The organism is Sanguibacter sp. A247, assembly GCF_052324925.1.
Classification (GTDB): domain Bacteria; phylum Actinomycetota; class Actinomycetes; order Actinomycetales; family Cellulomonadaceae; genus Flavimobilis.
Window position 1 is genome coordinate 1 of sequence record NZ_JBQPRE010000006.1, and the last position, 19,549, is coordinate 19,549.

17 protein-coding genes are annotated in these 19,549 nt (G+C 70.6%); 2 read left to right on the plus strand and 15 right to left on the minus strand.

Translation table 11 applies throughout. The features are described from left to right. The first annotated feature begins 95 nt into the window (after nt 1-95). Nucleotides 96-908, plus strand: a complete 813-nt coding sequence (locus ACTVCO_RS11600) for an alpha-amylase family glycosyl hydrolase (RefSeq protein WP_443728593.1) — start codon at nt 96-98, stop codon at nt 906-908. Between the two features lie 109 nt (nt 909-1,017). On the opposite strand, the gene ACTVCO_RS11605 is transcribed toward ACTVCO_RS11600, so the two are convergent. The 13 genes from ACTVCO_RS11605 to purD all read right to left on the minus strand — a co-directional run bounded on the left by ACTVCO_RS11605 (nt 1,018) and on the right by purD (nt 16,207). Further along, nucleotides 1,018-2,025, minus strand: a complete 1,008-nt coding sequence (locus ACTVCO_RS11605; RefSeq protein WP_443728594.1) for a LacI family DNA-binding transcriptional regulator — start codon at nt 2,023-2,025, stop codon at nt 1,018-1,020. 32 nt (nt 2,026-2,057) lie between these two features. Next, complete coding sequence (locus ACTVCO_RS11610) at nt 2,058-2,936, minus strand: sugar ABC transporter permease (protein ID WP_443728595.1); 879 nt, start codon at nt 2,934-2,936, stop codon at nt 2,058-2,060. Continuing rightward, nucleotides 2,933-4,543 carry an ABC transporter permease subunit gene (locus ACTVCO_RS11615; protein WP_443728596.1) on the minus strand — a complete coding sequence of 537 codons (1,611 nt, stop codon included), beginning with the start codon at nt 4,541-4,543 and terminating at the stop codon, nt 2,933-2,935. Before ACTVCO_RS11615 ends, ACTVCO_RS11610 begins: the two co-directional genes overlap by 4 nt. A 62-nt stretch (nt 4,544-4,605) precedes the next feature. Further along, nucleotides 4,606-5,877, minus strand: a complete 1,272-nt coding sequence (locus ACTVCO_RS11620; RefSeq protein ID WP_443728597.1) for a sugar ABC transporter substrate-binding protein — start codon at nt 5,875-5,877, stop codon at nt 4,606-4,608. A 364-nt stretch (nt 5,878-6,241) separates the two neighbouring features. Beyond that, nucleotides 6,242-7,498 (minus strand): GNAT family N-acetyltransferase, encoded by a 1,257-nt coding sequence (locus tag ACTVCO_RS11625; protein WP_443728598.1) that lies wholly within the window; start codon nt 7,496-7,498, stop codon nt 6,242-6,244. Then, nucleotides 7,495-8,208: a phosphoribosylformylglycinamidine synthase subunit PurQ gene (purQ, locus tag ACTVCO_RS11630; RefSeq protein WP_443728599.1), complete on the minus strand. Its 714-nt coding sequence runs from the start codon at nt 8,206-8,208 to the stop codon at nt 7,495-7,497. Before purQ ends, ACTVCO_RS11625 begins: the two co-directional genes overlap by 4 nt. Continuing rightward, nucleotides 8,208-8,456, minus strand: a complete 249-nt coding sequence (gene purS / locus ACTVCO_RS11635) for a phosphoribosylformylglycinamidine synthase subunit PurS (protein WP_443728600.1) — start codon at nt 8,454-8,456, stop codon at nt 8,208-8,210. Before purS ends, purQ begins: the two co-directional genes overlap by 1 nt. Before the next feature lie 259 nt (nt 8,457-8,715). Beyond that, a complete protein-coding gene (locus ACTVCO_RS11640) occupies nt 8,716-9,567 on the minus strand; it encodes an ABC transporter ATP-binding protein (protein ID WP_443728601.1) in 852 nt (283 codons plus the stop codon). After that, entirely contained in the window at nt 9,568-10,650 is a 1,083-nt protein-coding gene (locus ACTVCO_RS11645) for a FecCD family ABC transporter permease (RefSeq protein ID WP_443728602.1), read from the minus strand. Further along, a complete protein-coding gene (locus ACTVCO_RS11650) occupies nt 10,647-11,696 on the minus strand; it encodes a FecCD family ABC transporter permease (protein WP_443728603.1) in 1,050 nt (349 codons plus the stop codon). The genes ACTVCO_RS11645 and ACTVCO_RS11650 overlap by 4 nt, the downstream gene beginning before the upstream one ends. A 10-nt stretch (nt 11,697-11,706) precedes the next feature. Then, nucleotides 11,707-12,765 (minus strand): iron-siderophore ABC transporter substrate-binding protein, encoded by a 1,059-nt coding sequence (locus ACTVCO_RS11655; RefSeq protein ID WP_443728604.1) that lies wholly within the window; start codon nt 12,763-12,765, stop codon nt 11,707-11,709. Nucleotides 12,766-12,814: 49 nt separating this feature from the next. Then, complete coding sequence (locus ACTVCO_RS11660; protein WP_443728605.1) at nt 12,815-13,927, minus strand: siderophore-interacting protein; 1,113 nt, start codon at nt 13,925-13,927, stop codon at nt 12,815-12,817. A 63-nt stretch (nt 13,928-13,990) separates the two neighbouring features. Further along, nucleotides 13,991-16,207 carry a phosphoribosylamine--glycine ligase gene (purD, locus tag ACTVCO_RS11665; RefSeq protein ID WP_443728606.1) on the minus strand — a complete coding sequence of 739 codons (2,217 nt, stop codon included), beginning with the start codon at nt 16,205-16,207 and terminating at the stop codon, nt 13,991-13,993. A gap of 149 nt (nt 16,208-16,356) precedes the next feature. On the opposite strand from purD, the gene ACTVCO_RS11670 reads away from it, so the two are divergent. After that, the gene (locus ACTVCO_RS11670) at nt 16,357-17,517 is read left to right on the plus strand and encodes an LCP family protein (protein WP_443728607.1); all 1,161 of its coding nucleotides are present in this window, start codon (nt 16,357-16,359) and stop codon (nt 17,515-17,517) included. 103 nt (nt 17,518-17,620) lie between these two features. Here the strand turns inward: ACTVCO_RS11670 and ACTVCO_RS11675 are convergent, their stop codons facing one another. Both ACTVCO_RS11675 and ACTVCO_RS11680 read right to left on the minus strand, forming a co-directional pair. Further along, on the minus strand, nt 17,621-18,904 hold the full coding sequence (locus ACTVCO_RS11675) for an adenylosuccinate synthase (RefSeq protein ID WP_443728608.1): 1,284 nt from the start codon (nt 18,902-18,904) through the stop codon (nt 17,621-17,623). 165 nt (nt 18,905-19,069) lie between these two features. Continuing rightward, nucleotides 19,070-19,507: a DUF3151 domain-containing protein gene (locus ACTVCO_RS11680; protein WP_443728609.1), complete on the minus strand. Its 438-nt coding sequence runs from the start codon at nt 19,505-19,507 to the stop codon at nt 19,070-19,072. Nucleotides 19,508-19,549 lie beyond the last annotated feature (42 nt).

Here is a 19,549-nt window from a genome sequence, read left to right on the forward strand (position 1 = left end):
CAGGGCGACGCGAACGACGTCGTCGCGGAACTCGCGGGGATAGCGCTTGGACATGGGGACATCCTCTCAGCGGTGCTGGTCAGCACCACGGGTGGGTGTCACCTATCCGTGCAGCAGTCCCTGACGCGAGCCGCGACTTCGACGGCGACGGATGGCACGCACCCATGAGCTATGCGGCCTTCACCCGTCCCTTGTGGCACTGGCTGCGGCGCAGCGAGCCGCACCCCCGTCACCATTTCGGCATCCCATACGAGATCGAGCCTCGCTATACCGCCGCCGATCTCGTCGCCAGCTATCGCCGCTTCACCGCCGCGTTCCCGTGGCCCGTGCGACAACTGGCGATGAACGCGATCAACACGCACGACACTCCGCGCTTCGCGGAGCGCGCGGACGATGCCGCGCACGTTGTCGCAGCCGGTCTCTCGCTCACGCTCCCGGGGACGCCCGTGCTCTTCGCAGGCGATGAGTTCGGCCTGAGGGGGGTCAACGGTGAGGATGCGCGCGCCCCGATCCCGTGGGGCACCGAACCGCGGTTGGGGGACGCGTACCGGACGCTCACGCGATTGCGCACGGGCTCCGCGGCGCTCCAGGACGGCGCGTTGCGCTGGCTCGAGGCAGACGCGGACGCGCTCGCGTTCGTCCGCGAGACGACCGACGAGCGGGTCATCGTCGTCGCGACGCGTGCCGCAACCACGCTCACCGTTCCGCTCGCGGCGACGGGGCCCGTGCTTGCGGCCGTCGTCTCGCTCGGCGACGCCGTCATCTCGACCGACGCGGACTCGCTCACGGTGAGGACGCACGGCGCCGCATTCGTCGTCCTCCCCGGCGCGATGCCGCGCGCTGCCGAGACGGCTGCGTCGACCGACGCGGCGACTGTGCGCGACGACGCAGCTGCGGCCACCGCCTAGGTCCCGTCCGCGCGGCCGAGCCCTCCCGTCTCGGCCGCGCGGACGTCCACGTCAAGGGCGCGGGGCAGGTGGGTTGAGCCGGTCGGGTTGGTTGAGCCGGGCAGGTTGTTCAGCGGGGCGCGGGACCGCTCGACTCGCGCACGACGAGCTCCGGCTGGAAGACGTACTCACTGCGCTGAGCGTGAACCGAGTTCATCTCGCCGACGAAAGCGTCAGCGATCGCGATCGACATCGTCGAGACCGGCTGCCTCACGGTCGTGAGAGGTGGCCACGAATGGCGGGCAAGCACGGAGTCGTCAAAGCCGACGACTGAGAGGTCGTCGGGCACCGAGAGCCCCTGACGGCGCGCCTCCGCGAGAACTCCCACCGCAAGGAGGTCGCTGCCACACACGATCGCGGTGCATCCTGCGTCGAGCAGGGCGCGGCCGGCGTGGCCGCCACCGTCGTCCGAGAGCGGACCGGCCACGACCGGGGCGTCGGCCTCCTCGCCGAGCGCCTCAGCGACCGCGGCGCGAAAACCCTCGACGCGACGTCGAGCAGGGATCGACTGCTCTGGGCCTGGCGCGAGCCCGAGCCGCGTGTGGCCCATGGCGACGAGGTGACGGACGGCAAGCACCGCCCCTGCGCGGTCGTCGATCGAGAAGAACGGGGCGTCGATGCCGTCGCGGAACCCGTTGACGAAGCCCAGGGGTAGCCCAAGGTCACGCAGCTCGTCGTAGCGAGCCGTCGACGCGGTCGCGTCGGCGTGACGCCCCGAGACGAAGAGGATGCCGGCCGCGCCGGCCTCGACGAACATCTCGACGTACTCGTCCTCGTGCAATCCGCCCTCAGCCTGCGAGCCCACGAGAGGCGTGAAGCCGCGGCGCGCGAAGTTGGGGCCGAGGGCCTGCGCGAACGCAGGGTAGATCGGGTTGGTGAACTCGGGCAGGACGAGCCCCACGTGCCGCCCTGTTCGGCGCCGCAACCGCGGCGGCCGCTCGTACCCCAGGACGTCGAGAGCCGTGAGCACAGCCTGGCGTTTGGCGGCGACGACCCCGGGCCTGTCGTTGAGGACGCGACTGACCGTCGCCTCGCTGACCCCGGCGTGCGCAGCGATGTCAGCGAGAGTGGCAGCCATGTCGGGAGTCTAGCGTCGGGCCTGGACGACGTTCATTTCACCGCACCCGCGGTGAGACCGCCGACGATGTACTTCTGCAGGACAAAGAACAAGACGACGACAGGAAGAGCCGCAAGGACAGCTCCAGCAGCAAAGACTGACCAGTTGGCCGAGGTCTCCTGCGACACGAACTGGAACAGGCCGACGGCAAGCGTCTGCTGGTGCGGGTCGGTGAGCACGACGCTCGCGACGACAAACTCGCTCGACGTGCCGATGAACGACAGGAGCGCGACCACAGCGAGGATCGGCGCCGACAGCCTGAGGATGATCGTGAAGAAGATGCGCGCGTGCCCCGCGCCATCGAGCTTGGCCGCCTCGTCGATCGAGGCCGGGACCGTGTTGAAGAAGCCATAGATGAGATAGGTGTTCACGCCCATCGCCCCACCGAGGTAGACGAGGATGAGGCCCGCGTGCGTGTCGAGGCCGATGCCCGGGAAGACATCGCCAATCGTCGTGAGCAGCAGGAAGATCGCCACGACCCCGAGCAGCTGCGGGAACATCTGCACGAGCAGGATGCTCACGAGGCCCGCTCGACGCCCACGGAACCGCAGACGGGAGAACGCGTAGGCCGCGAGCGCTGCGAGGAGCACGGTTCCTGCCGACGCGACGACCCCGATGACGAGGGTGTTGATGAACCAGTCGCCGTAGGGCTGCGCGGGCCGGTTGAACAGGTTGATGTAGTTCGCAAGGTCGATGCGGCTGAACAGGGCGTTCGAGCCGACCAGGCTTCCGTTGGGGTTGAGCGACGCGGAGAGCACGTAGAGGATCGGGAAGACGGCGCAGACCGCGACGACGACGGCCGCCGCGTGCTTGGCGACGAGCGTGAGGGCTGTGCGGTGACGGCGCGGTGCGGGCGCGTGCGAGATGCTCATCGGTGCGTGTCCTCCAAGGACCGGGTGCGGCGGAAGCTGTAGAGGGCAAAGACGGCGACGAGCACGAAGATGATGATCGAGAACGCGCTCGCAAGCCCGTAGTCACGTCCACTCGTCTCACCGAACGCGACCTTGTAGACGAGGGTGATGAGGATGTCGGTCGCGCCGACGTTCATCTCGGTCGAGATGTCTTGTGGGCCGCCCTCGGTGAGCATGTAGATGAGGTTGAAGTTGTTGAAGTTGAACGCGAACGACGAGATGAGCAGCGGAGCCATCGTCACCATGAGCAGTGGCAGACGGATGCTCGCGAGCCGTCGCCAGGCACCGGCGCCATCCATCTCGGCTGCCTCGACGTAGTCGCTCGGGATCGACTGCAGCGCGCCGGTCGCGACGAGGAACATATACGGGTACCCGAGCCACAGGTTGACGAGAAGGATGGACACCTTGGCGAGCAGCGGGTCCGTGAGCCAGGGGACGTCGGCTCCAGAGAGCAGGGTCTGGTTGATGAACCCGAACTCGGGGTTGAGCAGCCCGGACCACACGAGAGCTGAGAGAAACGGCGGGAATGCGTAGGGGAGGATGATAAGCGCGCGGAACGTGCGGCGCAGGCGGATCCGCGGGTCATCGAGCAGGAGCGCGAGGAGGAGGCCGGCGAAGAAGGTCGAGGCAACCGAGACGCCTGCGAAGACGAAGGTCCAGATGACGACGCCGAGGAGCGGACCGCGGATCGACTTCTCGGAGAAGGCGCGCGTGAAGTTCTCGAAGCCGACGTCGATCTTCCATCCCGGCATGAGCTCTGCGCCGTCGGCCGACGTGAAGGAGCCGGTGCCGGTGTCGCTGTAGACGGTCCCGCTGGCACGGTCGGTGAAGCTCCCTGCCTCCGGGTCCCAGTCCATCGTCGTCGCGTAGCGGTAGGCCGTCGAGCCATCCTGGGTGCGCAACGCTCCTGCTTCGGGGTCCTCCGAGAACGGCACGCTTGTCGCGGCGATGCGCGTCTGGTCGGCGATCATCGCCGCAAAGTCGAGGGTGCGGTAGCCCTCGAGCCCGACGGGAGTCGTGCCGTCGAGCTGCGCTCCGTCGACGGGGGCGAGCGGCCGTTCGTCACCGCCGAGCATGACGATGCCCTCGGGCGTCTGGACGAGGAACGACAGCTCGCCGTCCCGCTCGAGGACGCTCATGGGGTACGCCGGGGAGTCGGGCACGCGGTCGAGGGACTTGCTGAGGATGACCGCGACCGCGTCGTCCTTGGTTCCGACGTGGCCGTCACCGTAGTTGGTGAAGGCGATGTAGCCCGAGTAGAGGATGACGAAGAGCTGGAAGAGCAGGAGGAAGACGGTTCCCGGCACGAGGTACTTGGCCGGCAGCCAGCCGCGACGAAGGTAGACCCAGTTGACGATCGCTGCCGCGACGACTGCGGCGACAGCGAGGAGGGGTTCGTCTGACGCGAGAAGCGTGAGGGCTGCGTAGACGACGAGAGCGTCGAGGATGCCGAGGAGGGCGATCTTGACGAGGACGGCACGGGCGGCGCGGCCCGGTGCGATGCGCACCGGGGTGGACGGGCGAGGGGCGGCGGCCGGAGCTTCGCTCTGGATCGCGGGGGCAGTCATGGTGGCTCCAGTGGTGGTGCCCGGGCTCGGGAAGTGCCGGGCACGTCCCGAGCCCGGAGTCGTCAGCCGGCGATGTCGGCCTGGATCTTGGCGGCCATGTCGGACCAGGCAGCTGCGGGGTCACCTGCGGTGTTGTTGACGAGTGCGGCCTGCGTCGCACCCCAGTAGTTCCACACGGCTCCCATCTCGGGGATGGACGGCATGGGGACGCCTGCGAGCCCGACCTTGCCGAACGCGCCGACGTCCGGGTTCTGGGCCGCGGCCTTGTCGAATGCGGACGTGAGTGCTGGCGGGCGCCCTCCCACCTCGTAGAGCGCAAGCTGGACCTCTTCGGAACCGAGGTACTTCACGACGAACTCGTTCGCTGCCAGCGCGTTGGTGCTCTTGGCGCTGACGAAGAAGCCCTGGACGCCGACGAACGGCGTGACGGCGTTGCCGCCCGCGCTCGGGATGGCCTCGATCGCGTAGTCGACCCCCGCGTCCTTGAGTGCAGGGAGGTTCCATGGGCCCGAGATCATGTAGGGCGACTTGCCCGCGGCGAACTCATCGCGGGCGATGTCGCCGGTGATGTTCGTATTGAGCACACCTTCCTTGCCCCACTCGACGAGCTTGGCAGCGAACTTCTTGCCGCCGTCCGAGCCGATGAGGAGCTGTGAGGGGTCATAGCTGCCGTCGTTCGCTGTGCCGAAGAGCGGTGCGTCGAACGAGGTCTGCAGGGGGTAGAGGTGGTACGGGTCGGACTCTGGGCCCGACGGGACGAGGACGGGGTAGGTTGCGTCCTTGGCGTCGACGATCTTCTCGCCTGCGGCGACGAGTTCGTCCCAGGTGCCAGGAGTTGAGTCGGCGAGGGCCGTGTTGCGCAGGAGCGCGACGTTCTCGAGCGAGACGGGAAGCCCGTAGTTCTTGCCCTCGTAGCTCATGGCCCGGAGCGAGACGTCAGAGAATCCGGCGGCGGCGTCTCCGAGCTCGAGAGGCGCGACGACGCCGTTCTGAACGAAGAGGCCGAGCCAGTCGTGGCCGCCGATGATGACGTCTGGGCCCTTGCCGGTGGGGACTTGCTTGACGAAGTCCTCCTTCATGACGTCGCCGTACTCCTTCTGGACGAGCTTGACCTCGATGCCCTTCTCAGCCTTGAACTGTGCGGCGATGTCGTTGAGCTCGACGGCACGGTTCGCGTCGACCCACACGGTGAGCGTTGCTGCTGCGCCGCTCGGAGGTGTGGTGGCGGTGGTGGTGGGGGTCGTGCCGGTGGCGCTCGAGGAGCAGCCTGCGAGCACGGTAGCGGCGATGCTTCCGGCTGCGAGCGCGGCGGCTGCGGTCTTGTTCACCTTCATCGGTGATGCCTTTCTGCATGTGGTCTCGGGCCGCGGCTCCCGCGCGGCAGCCCCTGAGGACGGCCGTCGCGTGCGGGCGCGACGGCGCGTTGCGACCAATATGGCAGAGCGTTACCGGTCCTGCAAGACCTTTCAGATGCCGTGTTGCAGTCGTGACGTACGCGTACGGCAATGTTGCAGCGCTATCCCGCCTCTGCCCCTCAGGCGAGCGGCATCGACCGCCTGTTTCCGCGGGCTGCACACGTTCCGAGCCTCCGCCGCACGTGCAGGCCACACTGGCCCGGCACGCTCACTCGGCGACGAATCCCGTCACGTCCATCCTGCAAGAAGATTCAGACGGCGCCGCGTCGACGCACCGGCAGCACTAGAGCTCGAGCTCGAAGAACAGGGCGGTCGACGAGCCGCTGTACTCGCCGAACGGGTAGACGGGCCGGAAGCCCATCGAGCGGTAGAGGGTCACGGCGGCCGGCTGCCGCACCCCGGTGACGAGCACGAGCCTGTGTGCGCCGAGTCCGCGGGCAACGCTGACGAGATCGTTGACGACCGCCCGCGCGACGCCCCAACGTCTGGCCTCGGGGGTGACGTAGACCTTGACGATCTCGAGCGTGCCTGGGCCGGGCTCGGTCGTGGCGGCGTCGGGGACGAGCACGTCGGGGACGATGATGTCACGCCCGTTCGCGTCGGGACCGGCCGGGTGCAGCGCGGCGTCGTCGATCTCAGCCCCGAGCGGAGCCGTACCGTGCCGCGCGGCGTCGGGTGAGGCAACAGTCGCGAGGAACCCGCATCCGACGACGTCGCCCGCGCGTCGCGCGAGCGCACCTGCGACGACGCGCTCCCCGAGTGCAACGTCAACCGTGTCGAAGCCGCCTGCCGCCGTGACGGCCTCGGCGAGCTGCGGGTACAAGGGCGCAACCTCGTCGGATTGGAACCGCACGCGCAGCGCGCGGCCCTCGGGATCGTTCCAGGCGGCGGGGGTGACGACGACGGGCACGGGCAGGTCCTTGCCGAAGCAGCGGGAGTCGGGCTCCCCCCAGTACTCGCCGTACTGCTCGATCGGCAGGTAGCCCTCGCCAAGGTAGAGGCCGATCGACTCGGGCTGCTGCGTCCCAGTCTCGAGAACCACCCGCCTCGCGCCGCGCGCGGTCGCTCGTGCCTCGAGAGCGCGCAGCACGATGCGCGAGAGGCCGCGGCCGCGGTGGGCGGGGGCGATGTAAAGCCGCTTGAGCTCAAGCGTTCCGTCCGCGTGGACGATCCCCGACGGGTCCTCGTCCCCGGAGATGTCGCGCAGCGCTCCGAAGCCGACCGCAACGCCGTCAACACTCACCGTGACGGCAGCGACGACGGTTGCGGGGTCGACGCCGTGCGCGACCGGGTCCGTCGGCCCGACCGGTGCGGCGCCGGCCGTGGGTGCGCCGCCTGCCGTGGGTGCGTCGTCGTCGGGGCGAAGCTCCCACCCGTCGGCCGGTTGAACGTCGTCGTGACCGCCATACCGGACGGCGATCTCCGCTTGTTGCGCGTGGCGAAGGCGGGCCCCGTCGGGGTCGTCCCAGGTGACGTCGGCGACGGTGAGATCTGCCGGGAGCACCCCGGCGGCCGAGGCCCCGGGGCGCTCAGGCGTCATGCGCGGACGAGGGAGCTGATGACCGACGTGAAGAAGCGCAGTCCATCGGTGCCGGCGCGTGCGCCGCGCTCTGCGTCGGGACCGAATCCCACCTCGACCGCGTGCTCCGGGTGGGGCATGAGGCCGACGACGTTGCCGCGCTCGTTCGTGATGCCGGCGATGCCGCGACGCGACCCGTTGGGGTTGACGTCCTCGTAGCGGAAGACGACGCGGCCCTCGCCCTCGAGCTCGTCGAGCGTGTGCTCGTCGGCGACGTACTGACCGTCCTGGTTCTTGAGGGGGATCGTGATGCGCTCGCCGGTCGCGTACTGGTTGGTCCAGGCGGTCGAGGTGTTCTCGACGGAGAGGACCTGCTCGCGGCAGACGAAGTGCAGGTGGTCGTTCTTGATCATCGAGCCCGGCAGGAGGTGCGACTCGGTGAGGAGCTGGAAGCCGTTGCAGATTCCGAGGACGGGCAGGCCGCCGTTCGCCGCGTCGACGATCTTGTCCATCATGGGCGCGAACCGCGCGATCGCGCCGGCGCGCAGGTAGTCGCCGTAGGAGAACCCGCCGGGCAGGACGACGGCGTCGACGCCCTGGAGGTCGTCGTCGGCGTGCCACAGCGCGACGGCCTCGGCGCCCGCGAGGCGCACGGCACGTGCGGCGTCACGGTCGTCGAGCGTGCCGGGGAAGGTGACGACGCCGATGCGGGCGCCGGTCGCGGCGGCCATCAGCTCGCGTCCGCGACGCGGACGACGTCCTCGATGACGGGGTTCGAGAGCAGCGTCTCCGCCGCCTGCTGCGCGGCAGCGAGGACCTCGGGGGTGACGGGACCCTCGACCTCGAGCTCGAAGCGCTTGCCCTGGCGGACGCTCGTGAACTGGGTGAAGCCGAGGCGGGGCAGCGCCCCGACGACGGCCTTGCCCTGCGGGTCGAGGATCTCGGGCTTGGGCATGACATCGACGACAACGCGTCCCACGGGGTGCTCCTGAGGATCTCGCGGACTCGAGGTCCGACAGTCGTGAGGGTTTCGCGGCCAGCCTACCGCCCGTGCGGGAGGCGCCGTCGTGCCACCCACACGTTGGACACCGCCTCCCCGAGACAGTGGTCAGCTCGGAGGTACGCAGCAGCGCGAGGACGGCGGTGACGAGCCCGCCGAGCACGCCGAGCAGAAGGGGCAGGCGCCGAAGACGACTTTGGAAGCAACCCCCACACACTCGCTCCTGGAGACGGTCGGATCAGCCAGCCGCGCGGCGCCGCCCCAGCGGCACGACGAGCGGCGTGCCCGTCACCGGATCCGGCACGACGCGGCTGCGCAGCCCGAACACCTCCTCGACGATCGCCTCCGTCACGACGTCGGCCGGCACGCCCTCCGCGACGATCCGCCCGTCCTTCATCGCGACCAGATGGTGCGCGTAGCGCGCCGCGAGGTTGAGGTCGTGCAGCACCATGACGACCGTCCGGCCCAGGTCACGGTTGAGGTCCGCCAGAAGGTCGAGCACGTCGACCTGGTGGGCGACGTCGAGGAACGTCGTCGGCTCGTCGAGCAGCAGCAGCGGGGTGCGCTGCGCGAGCGTCATCGCGATCCACACGCGCTGCCGCTGTCCGCCCGAGAGCTCGTCGACCGACCGCCCTGCGAGGTCGAGCACGCCCGTGAGGGTGAGCGCCTCGGCGACGGCCGCGTCGTCGTCGGGGGTCCACCGGCGCAGCCAGCCCTGGTGCGGGTAACGCCCCCGCCCGACGAGGTCCGCGACCGTGATGCCCTCGGGCGCGAGCGGCGTCTGCGGCAACAGGCCGAGCACGCGTGCGACGTCCTTCGTCGGGCGGCTCGCGATGTCGGCACCGTCGAGCAGCACCGCGCCGGAGCGCGGTGCGAGCAGGCGTGCGAGCCCGCGCAGCAGCGTCGACTTGCCGCACGCGTTGGCTCCGACGATGACGGTCACGCGGCCTGGCGGGATCGTCACGGTGAGGTCGTCGACGACGAGCCGCTCGCCGTAGCCGAGGCTGAGCCCCGCAGCCGCGAGGGTATGTCCAGCCGCTTCGGCTACCCCGTGGGCGCCGCAGCCAGCCGACCCGTGATCGTCGTCCACTTATCCACCTTCCCCGGCGCGGTTGACGCGCGCCATGAGCCACAGCAAGACGGGGGCGCCCAGCACCCCGGTGACGACACCGACCGGTAACGCGGTCGGCAGGAGCGACGTCGCGACGAAGTCCGCGGCGAGCACGAGGCAGGCACCGGTGAGGGCCGACGCACCGAGCGAGACGCCGCCGCCCGTCAGGCGCCGGGCGACCGGCCCCGAGAGGAACGCGACGAACGCGACCGGGCCCGCCGCAGCGGTCGCCATGGCCGCGAGGGCGACCGCAACGACGAGCAGCCCGGCCTTCGCAGGCTCGACGCGTGCACCAAGGCCCGCGGCAGCGTCGTCGCCGAGCTCGAGGGCGCGCAGCCCCAGCGCAGCGAGCCCGGCGAGCGGCAGCAGCACGACGAGCGCGGCCCACAGCACCGGCACGTCCGTCCACGAGGCGCGCGAGAGCGAGCCCGTGATCCACACGAGCGCGCGCGAGGCCTCGGTGACCTCAGAACGCGTGAGCGCCCACGCGGTCACGGCGTTGAGCACGGCCGCCACGCCCACGCCGACGAGCACGAAGCGGTAGCCCGAGATGGTCCCCCGCCGCGCGAGCACGTAGATGACCACGGCGGTGACGAGGGCGCCGACGAGCGCGATCGGCGCGACCGCGACCGCGCCGAGCCCGCCGACAGTGATGCCGAGGACCGCGGCCGCGCTCGCTCCCGCCGTGATCCCGATGACATCGGGACTTGCGAGCGGGTTGCGGACGAGCGTCTGGAAGATCGTTCCCGACGTCCCGAAGGCGGCGCCGACGCCGAGCGCGGTGAGCAGCCGAGGCAGGCGCTGCTCCATGATGATGAATGTCGCACCGGGAATCTGCTCCCCGCCGAGGATGCGCACGACGTCGACGAGCGCGACCTTGAACGACCCCATCGTGAGGGTCACGACGGTGAGGACGAGCGCGAGACCCACGAGCGACGCACCCACGAGCACGCGGCGGCGACGCCCACGGGCGCGGACCGCACGGACCTGTGCCACGGCGGGCACGGCCGTGGCCGCGGCGGTGGAGGCACCGGGCTCAGCGACCGCGGAGCGCGCGTTCACAGCTCTGCCAGCCGACGACGGCGCACGAGCACGATGAACACCGGAGCGCCGACGACCGCGGTGACGAGCCCGACCTCGAGCTGCCCGGGCGCGGCGACGACGCGTCCCACAATGTCTGACACGACGAGGAGAGCTGCACCGAGGACCGCCGAGTACGGCAGCAGCCACCGGTGGTCGGAGCCCGTGATCGCGCGTCCCACGTGCGGTACGACGAGGCCGACGAAGGCGATCGGCCCGGCGAGCGCCGTTGCGGCTCCGCAGAGCAGAACGACGGCCGACCCGACGATGACGCGCGTGAGCCCGACGCGCTGCCCGAGGCCGCGAGCGACATCGTCACCGAGCGCGGCGATGTCGAGCATGCGGCCCGAGGCGAGCGCGAGAACCACGCCCACGGCGAGGAACGGGGCGAGCGGCGCGATCTGGCCGAGGTCACGGCCACCGACCGAGCCGACCTGCCAGAAGCGGAACGTGTCGAGAGCGTCGGTCTGCGTGACGAGCACAGCCGTGACGAGACTCGTGAGCGCCGCCGTCACGCACGCGCCCGCAAGCGCGAGCTTGACCGGCGTGGCGCCCTCCCGCCCGGCGGACGCAACACCGTGGACGACGACGGTCGCCCCCGCCGCCCCGGCGAACGCGAACCAGACGTAGCCGCGCGGGTCGCTCACACCCGCGACGAAGATGCCAAGGACGACGGCAGCGCTCGCGCCCGCATTGATGCCGAGGATCCCGGGGTCGCCGAGCGGGTTGCGCGTGAGGCCTTGCATGAGGGTGCCCGCCAGGCCGAGCGCAACGCCCACGATCATCGCGACGACCGTGCGCGGAAGACGCGAGCGCACGGCGGCGTGATCAAAGTTCGCGGGGTCGAAGGAGGTGAGTGCCTGCCATGCGTCAGCCGGCGCGACCTGCCGCGCACCCACGCCGACCGACACGACGACGAGAACAGCCAGGACGACGACGCCGACGAGCAACCCCGCAGCGAGCGCGGGCGCACGGCGCAGCGGCCGCACCCTGCTGGGTGCGGCCGCTGGTCGCGTCGGCGTTGTCATCGTGCGGTACTCATCCGAGCTTGCTGACCGCCTCAACGAGCTTCGGGACGTACGCCTCGATCGCCCACGGGACCGAGAGCGGCGAGGGAGCCGACGTCGAGAGGTTGAACGTCGGGTCGTCGAGCGCGACGATCGAACCCCGCTGGATCGCGGGGATCTTGCCGAGCAGGGGGTCGCTCTTGACAGCCTCGAGGTGCTCCGCGTTGTCCACGTAGGCGAGGACGACGTCAGCATCGATCTGGTCGACGAGCTCGGCCGAGAGCGTGCCGAAGAAGCCCTCGGTGGTCGCCGAGAGCTCGGTGATCTTGGGGGCGTCAACCATGCCGAGTGCCTTGAGGAACTGCACGCGCGAGTCGGTTGCGGTGTAGAAGAACACGCTCGACGGGTCGCTCGACGTGAACGACAGGTACGCAAAGCTCTTGCCCTGGATCGCGGGGCTGTCCGCGACCGCGTCGGCGATCTGCTTCTCGATCGACGCCTTGACGTCGGCTGCCTTGGCGTCGAGGCCGAGCGCCGTGCCCGTCATCGCGAGCTGGTCCTGCCACGACGTGCCCCATGCGGCATCCGGGTAGGCGACGGTCGGAGCGATCTTCGAGAGCTTCTCGTAGTCGGGCTTCTCGAAGCCGCCGTACACGCCGAGGATGAGGTCGGGGGCAGCCTTGGCGAGGCCGTCGTAGTCGAGGCCGTCGGCCTCGTCGAGGAGGGCGGGTGTCTGCGCGCCGGCGCCCTCGAGCGCGGTGCGGACCCACGGCAGGAGACCGTCGGCGTCGCCGCCGTACGTGGCAGCCGGCATCGCGACGGGGACGACGCCCAGGGCGAGCGCCGCGTCCTGGTTGGCCCAGGAGACCGTTGCGACGCGCTGCGGCTGGGCGTCGATCGTCGTCGAACCGAAGACATGCGAGACGGTCACGGGGAACGCGGCCGCGTCAGACGCGGTCGTCGGCGCGGCCGGAGCCGGCGTCGACCCAGCCGGGGTGTCCGTCGTGCAGGCAGTGAGCGCGGCTGCGGCCAGGAGGCTCGTGACTGCCGCTGCGAAGGCGCGCGGACGGCGGGTGCGTGAGGAGATCACGGCGGTGGTGCCTTTCGTCAAAGGGTGGTGCGGGAGGGCGATTCGCGTGTCAGCACTCCGCGCGGCCGAGGCGCCAGTAGCCCATGAAGGCCACCCAACGACGGTCGGCGCCGAGGTCCTGGACGAGGTGCCTGCGGAGGTCGCGAACGGTCGCGGCCTCCCCGGCGATCCAGGCGTAACAACCGTCGGCTGCCCCGGTGGGCTCGACGGGAGAGTCTGCCGCGCCGGCGCGGGCCTGCGTCGCGGGTGTGTCCCAGAGGACCGTCGTGTCGACGTCGACGTCCTCGACGACGTCGGGCAGGCGGGCGTGCCCCAGGCCGCACGAGCGACCCACGGTGCAGATGCCGCACCCGTCGACACGAGCCGCCATGGCGCGACGCACTGCGTCGTCGAGGCGGGCGCCGTGCGGCAGCGGGGCGCCGTCGTGCGCGGCCACGCGCGTCCCTCCCGGGAGCGTGACCTCGCCTGCAGGACCGACGACCACGTCGGCGGGCAGGCCGGGGACGCGCGGGAGCCACGTGAGGCGGACGCCCGCAGGAAGGGTGAGGTCGAGCGCGTCCTGCGGGACGGGGATCTCGATGTAGGCCTCGGCGTCGGTTCCGGGGGCGAGCGACTCGCAGATCGCGGCGATCGCCGGGGCTGCGGTCTCGTCGCCCGCGAGAACGACTCGACGCGCGCCGATGGGCGGGGCCCACTCGAGGCCGACCGCATCGCCCTGCCACCTGGCGTTGGGTCCGGAGATGACGGCGGTGGCGCCGGGGGAGAGGGCCGCGGCCCAGCGAGACGCGGGCCCTGCAGCCGGGCCGGTTCCGTGCAGGACCATGTCGATGTCGAGCTCGGTCGCGGTCCCCGCGCCCCTGATCGCGCGGACCGTGTACGTGCGCATGGGGCTGCGTTCGGAGGCGGGCGCCTCGCGCCACCGGGCGAACCAGTCGTCGCCGTCAAAGTCCTCGCGACGAGCCGGGGTGCCGTCGGGGGCGGGAAGCGCGAGCTTGAGGCGCTGATCGAGGCCTGCGCGGCCGAGATCGGCGAGGTCGTCACCGACGAAGGTCACGCGCACGAACGACGGCGACAGACGCACGACGCGCGCGACCGCGACGTCGAAGGCGCGGTACGCGGACGCCGTGCGGACACGGCGAGGGGTCGCGGTCACGGAAGCCATGCCTCAAGTATGGCATGCCTTACCTAAGCGCCGCGCTGTGACCTGCGCCATATCGCGGTGCCGTCAGTCGAGCGGACGGCCCGTCAGACGCGCGAACGCCTCGAGGTACCGCTCCCGCGTCGCGTCCACGACCTCGTCCGGAAGCGCAGGCGGCTCGGCACCGCTCGCGCGGTCCCAGCCCGACGCCGCCGAGACGAGCCAGTCCCGCACGTGCTGCTTGTCAAAGCTCGGCTGAGCACGCCCCGGCCGCCACTCGTCCGCAGCCCAGAAGCGCGACGAGTCAGGCGTGAGCACCTCGTCGCCCAGGACAATGGCGCCCGTGACGGGGTCGAGCCCGAACTCGAGCTTCGTGTCAGCGAGGATGACGCCCCGCTCACGTGCGAGCCCGGCCGCACGCGTGTAGACCTCGAGCGTCAGCGCGCGCAGACGAGCGGCGTTCTCGACGCCGATTCGCTCGGCGACGACGTCGAACGAGACGTTCTCGTCGTGCTCGCCCACCTCAGCCTTCGTCGCCGGGGTGAAGATCGCCTCCGGAAGCGCTGAGCCGTCCTCGAGACCGTCGGGCAGCGGAACCCCGCACACCGTGCGCGTCGCCCGGTACTCGACGAGCCCCGAGCCCGTGAGATAGCCACGAGCGACGCACTCGACGGGGAACATCTCCAGACGCCGGCAGATCATCGCGCGGCCCGCGACCGCGGCCGGGACGAGCCCGTCGCCGTCCGCGCGCGACGTCTCGACCGAAACGACGTGGTGGTCGACGACGTCGGCCAGCTGCTCGAACCACCACAGGCTCAGCTGCGTGAGCACCGTGCCCTTGCCGGGGATCTCGCTCGCCAGCACGTAGTCATAGGCCGAGATCCGGTCGGAGGCGACGACGAGCACGACGTCGCCCGCGGGGTGCTCGCCCACGGGTTCGTAGAGGTCCCGGACCTTGCCCGAGTAGACGTGGCGCCAGCCAGGAAGATCGAGCGCCGTCCCGCCGCCCGGCACGGCGAGGGCAGGCGTGGCGATCGGCTCCCCCAGGCCCGCAGCGCGCGCGGCGATGTCCGACCGGTGGTGAGAGCCCTCGAGAGTGATGCGACCGACGCCCGCATAGGCGGCCTCGCGCGCCACGTCGAGGTCAGCCCCGACGCCGACGACTGACAGGACGCGACCGCCCGTCGCGACGAGCGTGCCGTCAACCGATGACGTCCCGGCATGCAGCACGTGCACACCCGCCAGCTCCGCGGCAGCGTCGATGCCCGTGATCGGATCCCCGGAACGCACGTCGCCCGGGTAGCCTCCCGCGGCGACGACGACCGTGACCGCCGCCTCGTCCGACCACTCGAGCGCTCCGAGCGAGCCGACCGTGCCCGTCGCCGCCGCGTAGAGGACGGACGAGAGAGGCGTGCGCAGCCGCGCGAGCACGACCTGGGTCTCGGGGTCACCGAAGCGCGCATTGAACTCGACGACGCGGGTGCCCTTCGACGTGAGGGCGAGGCCCACGTAGAGGATCCCGGCGAACGGGGTGCCGCGTCGGGCCATCTCGTCGATCGTCGGCTGCGCAACCGTCGCGACGACCTCGTCGACGAGTCCTGCGGGAGCCCACGGGAGGGGCGAGTACGCGCCCATGCCCCCGGTGTTCGGCCCCGCGTCAGCATCGTAGGCGCGCTTGAAGTCTTGGGCGGGGGCGAGCGGGAGGACCGTGCGGCCGTCCGAGACGCAGAAGAGAGAGACCTCGGGCCCGTCGAGATACTCCTCGAGGACCACGCGAGCCTCCGCGCCGCGGGCCTCGAGGCACGCAGCTGCGTGCGCAAGCGCCTCAGCGCGGTCCGTCGTCACGACGACGCCCTTGCCCGCGGCCAGACCGTCGTCCTTGACGACGTACGGAGCACCCAGGTCGTCGAGCCCGGCCTCGACCTCGGCGAGCGTCGTGCACACGACGGGGCGCGCGGTCGGGACGTTCGCGGCCGCCATGACCTCTTTCGCGAACGCCTTCGAGCCCTCGAGCGCGGCAGCGGCCGCGTCCGGGCCGAACACGGGGAAGCCGGCAGCACGCAACGCGTCGCCCACGCCTGCGACGAGCGGAGCCTCGGGACCGATGACGACGAGCTCGGCGCCGAGCCGCTCCGCAAGGGCCACGACAGCGGGCGCCTCGGTCACGCTCACCTCGTGCTGCGCGGCCATGACACCGATCCCGGGATTGCCCGGCGCGGCGTGCAGCTCGTGCGCGCCCTCGGACGCGAGGGAGTGGACGATGGCGTGCTCGCGGGCACCTGTTCCCAGGACGAGGATCTTCACGTGGGAATCCTACGGGCGAGCCACCACGGCCCGCCGGAGGCGTCCACGGACGCTCCGCACTACCTCATGCACCGCATCTTCACCTTCCCTCACCTGATCCGACAGTCACCCCACTCCCACCCACTGCGACGTGCCGCTAAGTTGCTAGCGTGCCCTCCGCAACTCGGTCCTCCCGCCACGCCCACGTCCGTCGTGACCACCGCGCGCTGCGCGCCGTCGGGCTCACGGTCGCCGGCGTTCTCGCCTTCGGTGGAACCGCCGCCGCGATGGTCAACTACGACCTCCAGCGCTCGCTCAACGTCCAGGACATCGACGGGCTGCTCGGCACGGACCGTCCGACTCTCGTCGAGGACCCGACCGACCCGTACGCGGGCAAGCAGCTGAACATCCTCGTCATGGGGACCGACATGCGCGACGCCGAGAACGCGGCGCTCGCCGGCGACGCCGACACGATGGCGTCGGACACGACGATGATCGTGCACATCTCGGGCGACCGGAAGCACGTCGAGGTCGTCTCGATCCCGCGTGACTCGATGGTCGAGATGCCCTCGTGCACGACCGGCGACGGCGGGACCTCGTACGCGAGCAGCTACGCGATGTTCAACTCGGCGTTCGCGATCGGTGCGGGCAGCACCCAGAACCTCGAGACGGCCGCCGCCTGCACGGTCAAGACCGTCGAGCACCTCACCGGGGTCCGCATCACAAGCCACGTCGTGCTGAAGATGACGGGCGTCGTCGACGTCGTCGACGCGCTCGACGGCGTCGAGGTCACGCTCGACCAGCCCATCAAGGGCGACCCGCGGTACACGAAGATCGACCTCCCTGCGGGCAAGCAGACGCTCGACGGCAAGACGGCGATCGAGTTCCTGCGCGTGCGCAAGGGTCCCGGCATGGATGGCTCGGACCTCGGCCGCATCACGCGGCAGCAGTTCTTCCTCAACGCGATGGCCGACCAGATGCTCTCGCAGAACCTCGTGACCGACTCCCCCAAGCTCTACGCAGTCGTCAAGTCAGTCCTCGGTGCGATGAGCACGAGCGCAGACCTCGGCACGACGTCAGCCCTTGCGGGCCTCGCCTTCTCGCTCCAGCACATCCGCATGGACGACGTCGTCTTCACCGAGCTGCCCCTCGCGGCGGACCCGCGCGACAAGAACCGCGTCGTGTGGCGTCCCGAGGCCGACGCGATCTGGCAGCGCATCATCGCGGACGAGCCCGCCCCCTCGTCGTCGGACGACCAGAAGGGCGAGCAGGACGGCTCCGCGGACGAGCCGAGCGGCTCTACGACCGCGGGGGCCTCAGCCACGAGCTGAGTGCTCCCCCGCACCACCCCCAGCAGACACGTCGGCCCCGTCATCCTCACGATGACGGGGCCGACGGACGTTGGACGGGTGCGGGCCGCGCCCGTGGTGCTGCTCAGACGAGCGCGTGACGCACGATTGTCGCCTCACGGTCGGGACCCACGCCGATGACGCTCATGCGCGAGCCCGACATGGCCTCGAGCGCGAGGACGTACGCCTGGGCGTTCGCCGGGAGCTCCTCGAACGTGCGGGCACCCGAGATGTCCTCGGTCCAGCCGGGGAAGTACTCGAGGATCGGCTTCGCGTGGTGGAAGTCGGACTGGTTGAGCGGCATCTCGTCGAAACGCACGCCGCCGACGTCGTACGCGACGCACACGGGGATCTGCTCGAGGCCCGTGAGGACGTCAAGCTTCGTGAGCGCAAAGTCCGTGAGGCCGTTGACGCGGGACGAGTAACGCGCGATGACGGCGTCGTACCAGCCGCAGCGGCGGGGACGGCCGGTGGTCACACCGAACTCGCCGCCCGTCGTCCGCAGGAACTCACCCATCTCGTCGAAGAGCTCGGTCGGGAACGGGCCTTCGCCGACGCGCGTCGTGTACGCCTTGATGACGCCGACGACTCGGTCGATCCGAGTGGGGCCGACGCCCGAGCCCGTGCACACGCCGCCCGCGGTCGCGTTCGACGACGTGACGAACGGGTAGGTGCCGTGGTCGACGTCGAGCATCGTCGCCTGGCCACCCTCGAAGAGGACGGTCTTGCCGGCGTCGAGCGCCTCGTTGAGGACGCGCGAGGTGTCGGCCACCATGGGGCGCAGTCGCTCTGCGTACTGGAGCAGCTCAGCAACCGTCTCGTCGACCGTGATCGCGCGGCGGTTGTAGACCTTGACCAGGAGGTGGTTCTTCTGGTCGAGCGACCCCTCGATCTTCTGACGCAGGATCTTCTCGTCGAAGAGGTCCTGGACGCGCAGGCCGACGCGGTTGATCTTGTCCGCGTACGCGGGGCCGATCCCGCGGCCGGTCGTACCGATGCGACGCTTGCCGAGGAAGCGCTCGGAGACCTTGTCGAGAGTGCGGTGGAACGGCGCGATGACGTGCGCTGCGGACGACACGAGCAGGCGCGAGACGTCGACGCCGCGCGCGATGAGCGCGTCGAGCTCCTCGAAGAGCACCTCGATGTCAACGACGACACCGTTGCCGATGACGGGCGTGACGCCAGGCGAGAGAATGCCGGAGGGCAGGAGGTGAAGCGCGTACTTCTCGCTCCCGACGACCACCGTGTGGCCGGCGTTGTTGCCACCGTTGAACTTCACGACATAGTCGACCTGGGAGCCGAGCTGGTCCGTCGCCTTGCCCTTGCCTTCGTCGCCCCACTGGGCACCGACGACCACGATCGCTGGCATGTGGATCACCGCTTCCGAAGCTGTCCTCGTGACGGCGGGGCGGCTGCGCCTCTCACCGGGGGCCGGCGACAGCGGCCGGGATCCCACGCGAGTCTACCGGAACGACCCGCCCGTCGACCCGGTCCACAGGTCCCCTGAGATGCACTGGCGTGCGCCGGGCATGGCTCAGCGGAGCGCGTCGACCGCCGCTGCGTCGGTTCCGCAGTCGTGGAGGAAGCCTGCGCACCTCTCAGCCTCGTCCGTCTCACCGATCGCCTCGGCGGCACGGGCAAGCCCGTCGAGCGCCCGGAGGAAGCCCTGGTTCGGCTCGTGGTCGAGGGGCACGGCGCCCACGCCGCGCCAGCCGGCGCGCCGCAGCGCGTCGAGCCCGCGGTGGTAGCCGGTGCGCGCGAAGGCGTAGGAGGCGACGGCATCGTCGTCGAGCGTCTCCTCGGCGAGGAGCGCCCACACGAGCGACGACGACGGGACCGCGCGGGCCGCGTCGCGCGCACTCGTGCCCGACGCGAGCAGTGCGCGCGCGTCGGCGTCGGCGCCCTGCTCGGGAAGCCGGGTGACGATCTCACCGAGGTCGATGCGCTGGGGACGGACGGGAGAGGAGCTCATGGCGCCATCGTGCCACGGGCCTTCGCGGCACGGGCGCGTCCC

Bases quoted from the DNA above. Each gene is read 5' to 3' on its own strand.
- ACTVCO_RS11620 (WP_443728597.1), bottom strand. From the start codon at position 5,877: ATGAAGGTGAACAAGACCGCAGCCGCCGCGCTCGCAGCCGGAAGCATC.
- ACTVCO_RS11605 (WP_443728594.1), bottom strand. From the start codon at position 2,025: ATGGCTGCCACTCTCGCTGACATCGCTGCGCACGCCGGGGTCAGCGAG.
- ACTVCO_RS11625 (WP_443728598.1), bottom strand. From the start codon at position 7,498: ATGACGCCTGAGCGCCCCGGGGCCTCGGCCGCCGGGGTGCTCCCGGCA.
- ACTVCO_RS11680 (WP_443728609.1), bottom strand. From the start codon at position 19,507: ATGAGCTCCTCTCCCGTCCGTCCCCAGCGCATCGACCTCGGTGAGATC.
- ACTVCO_RS11660 (WP_443728605.1), bottom strand. From the start codon at position 13,927: ATGGCTTCCGTGACCGCGACCCCTCGCCGTGTCCGCACGGCGTCCGCG.
- ACTVCO_RS11675 (WP_443728608.1), bottom strand. From the start codon at position 18,904: ATGCCAGCGATCGTGGTCGTCGGTGCCCAGTGGGGCGACGAAGGCAAG.
- ACTVCO_RS11610 (WP_443728595.1), bottom strand. From the start codon at position 2,936: ATGAGCATCTCGCACGCGCCCGCACCGCGCCGTCACCGCACAGCCCTC.
- ACTVCO_RS11615 (WP_443728596.1), bottom strand. From the start codon at position 4,543: ATGACTGCCCCCGCGATCCAGAGCGAAGCTCCGGCCGCCGCCCCTCGC.
- purQ (WP_443728599.1), bottom strand. From the start codon at position 8,208: ATGGCCGCCGCGACCGGCGCCCGCATCGGCGTCGTCACCTTCCCCGGC.
- ACTVCO_RS11650 (WP_443728603.1), bottom strand. From the start codon at position 11,696: ATGACAACGCCGACGCGACCAGCGGCCGCACCCAGCAGGGTGCGGCCG.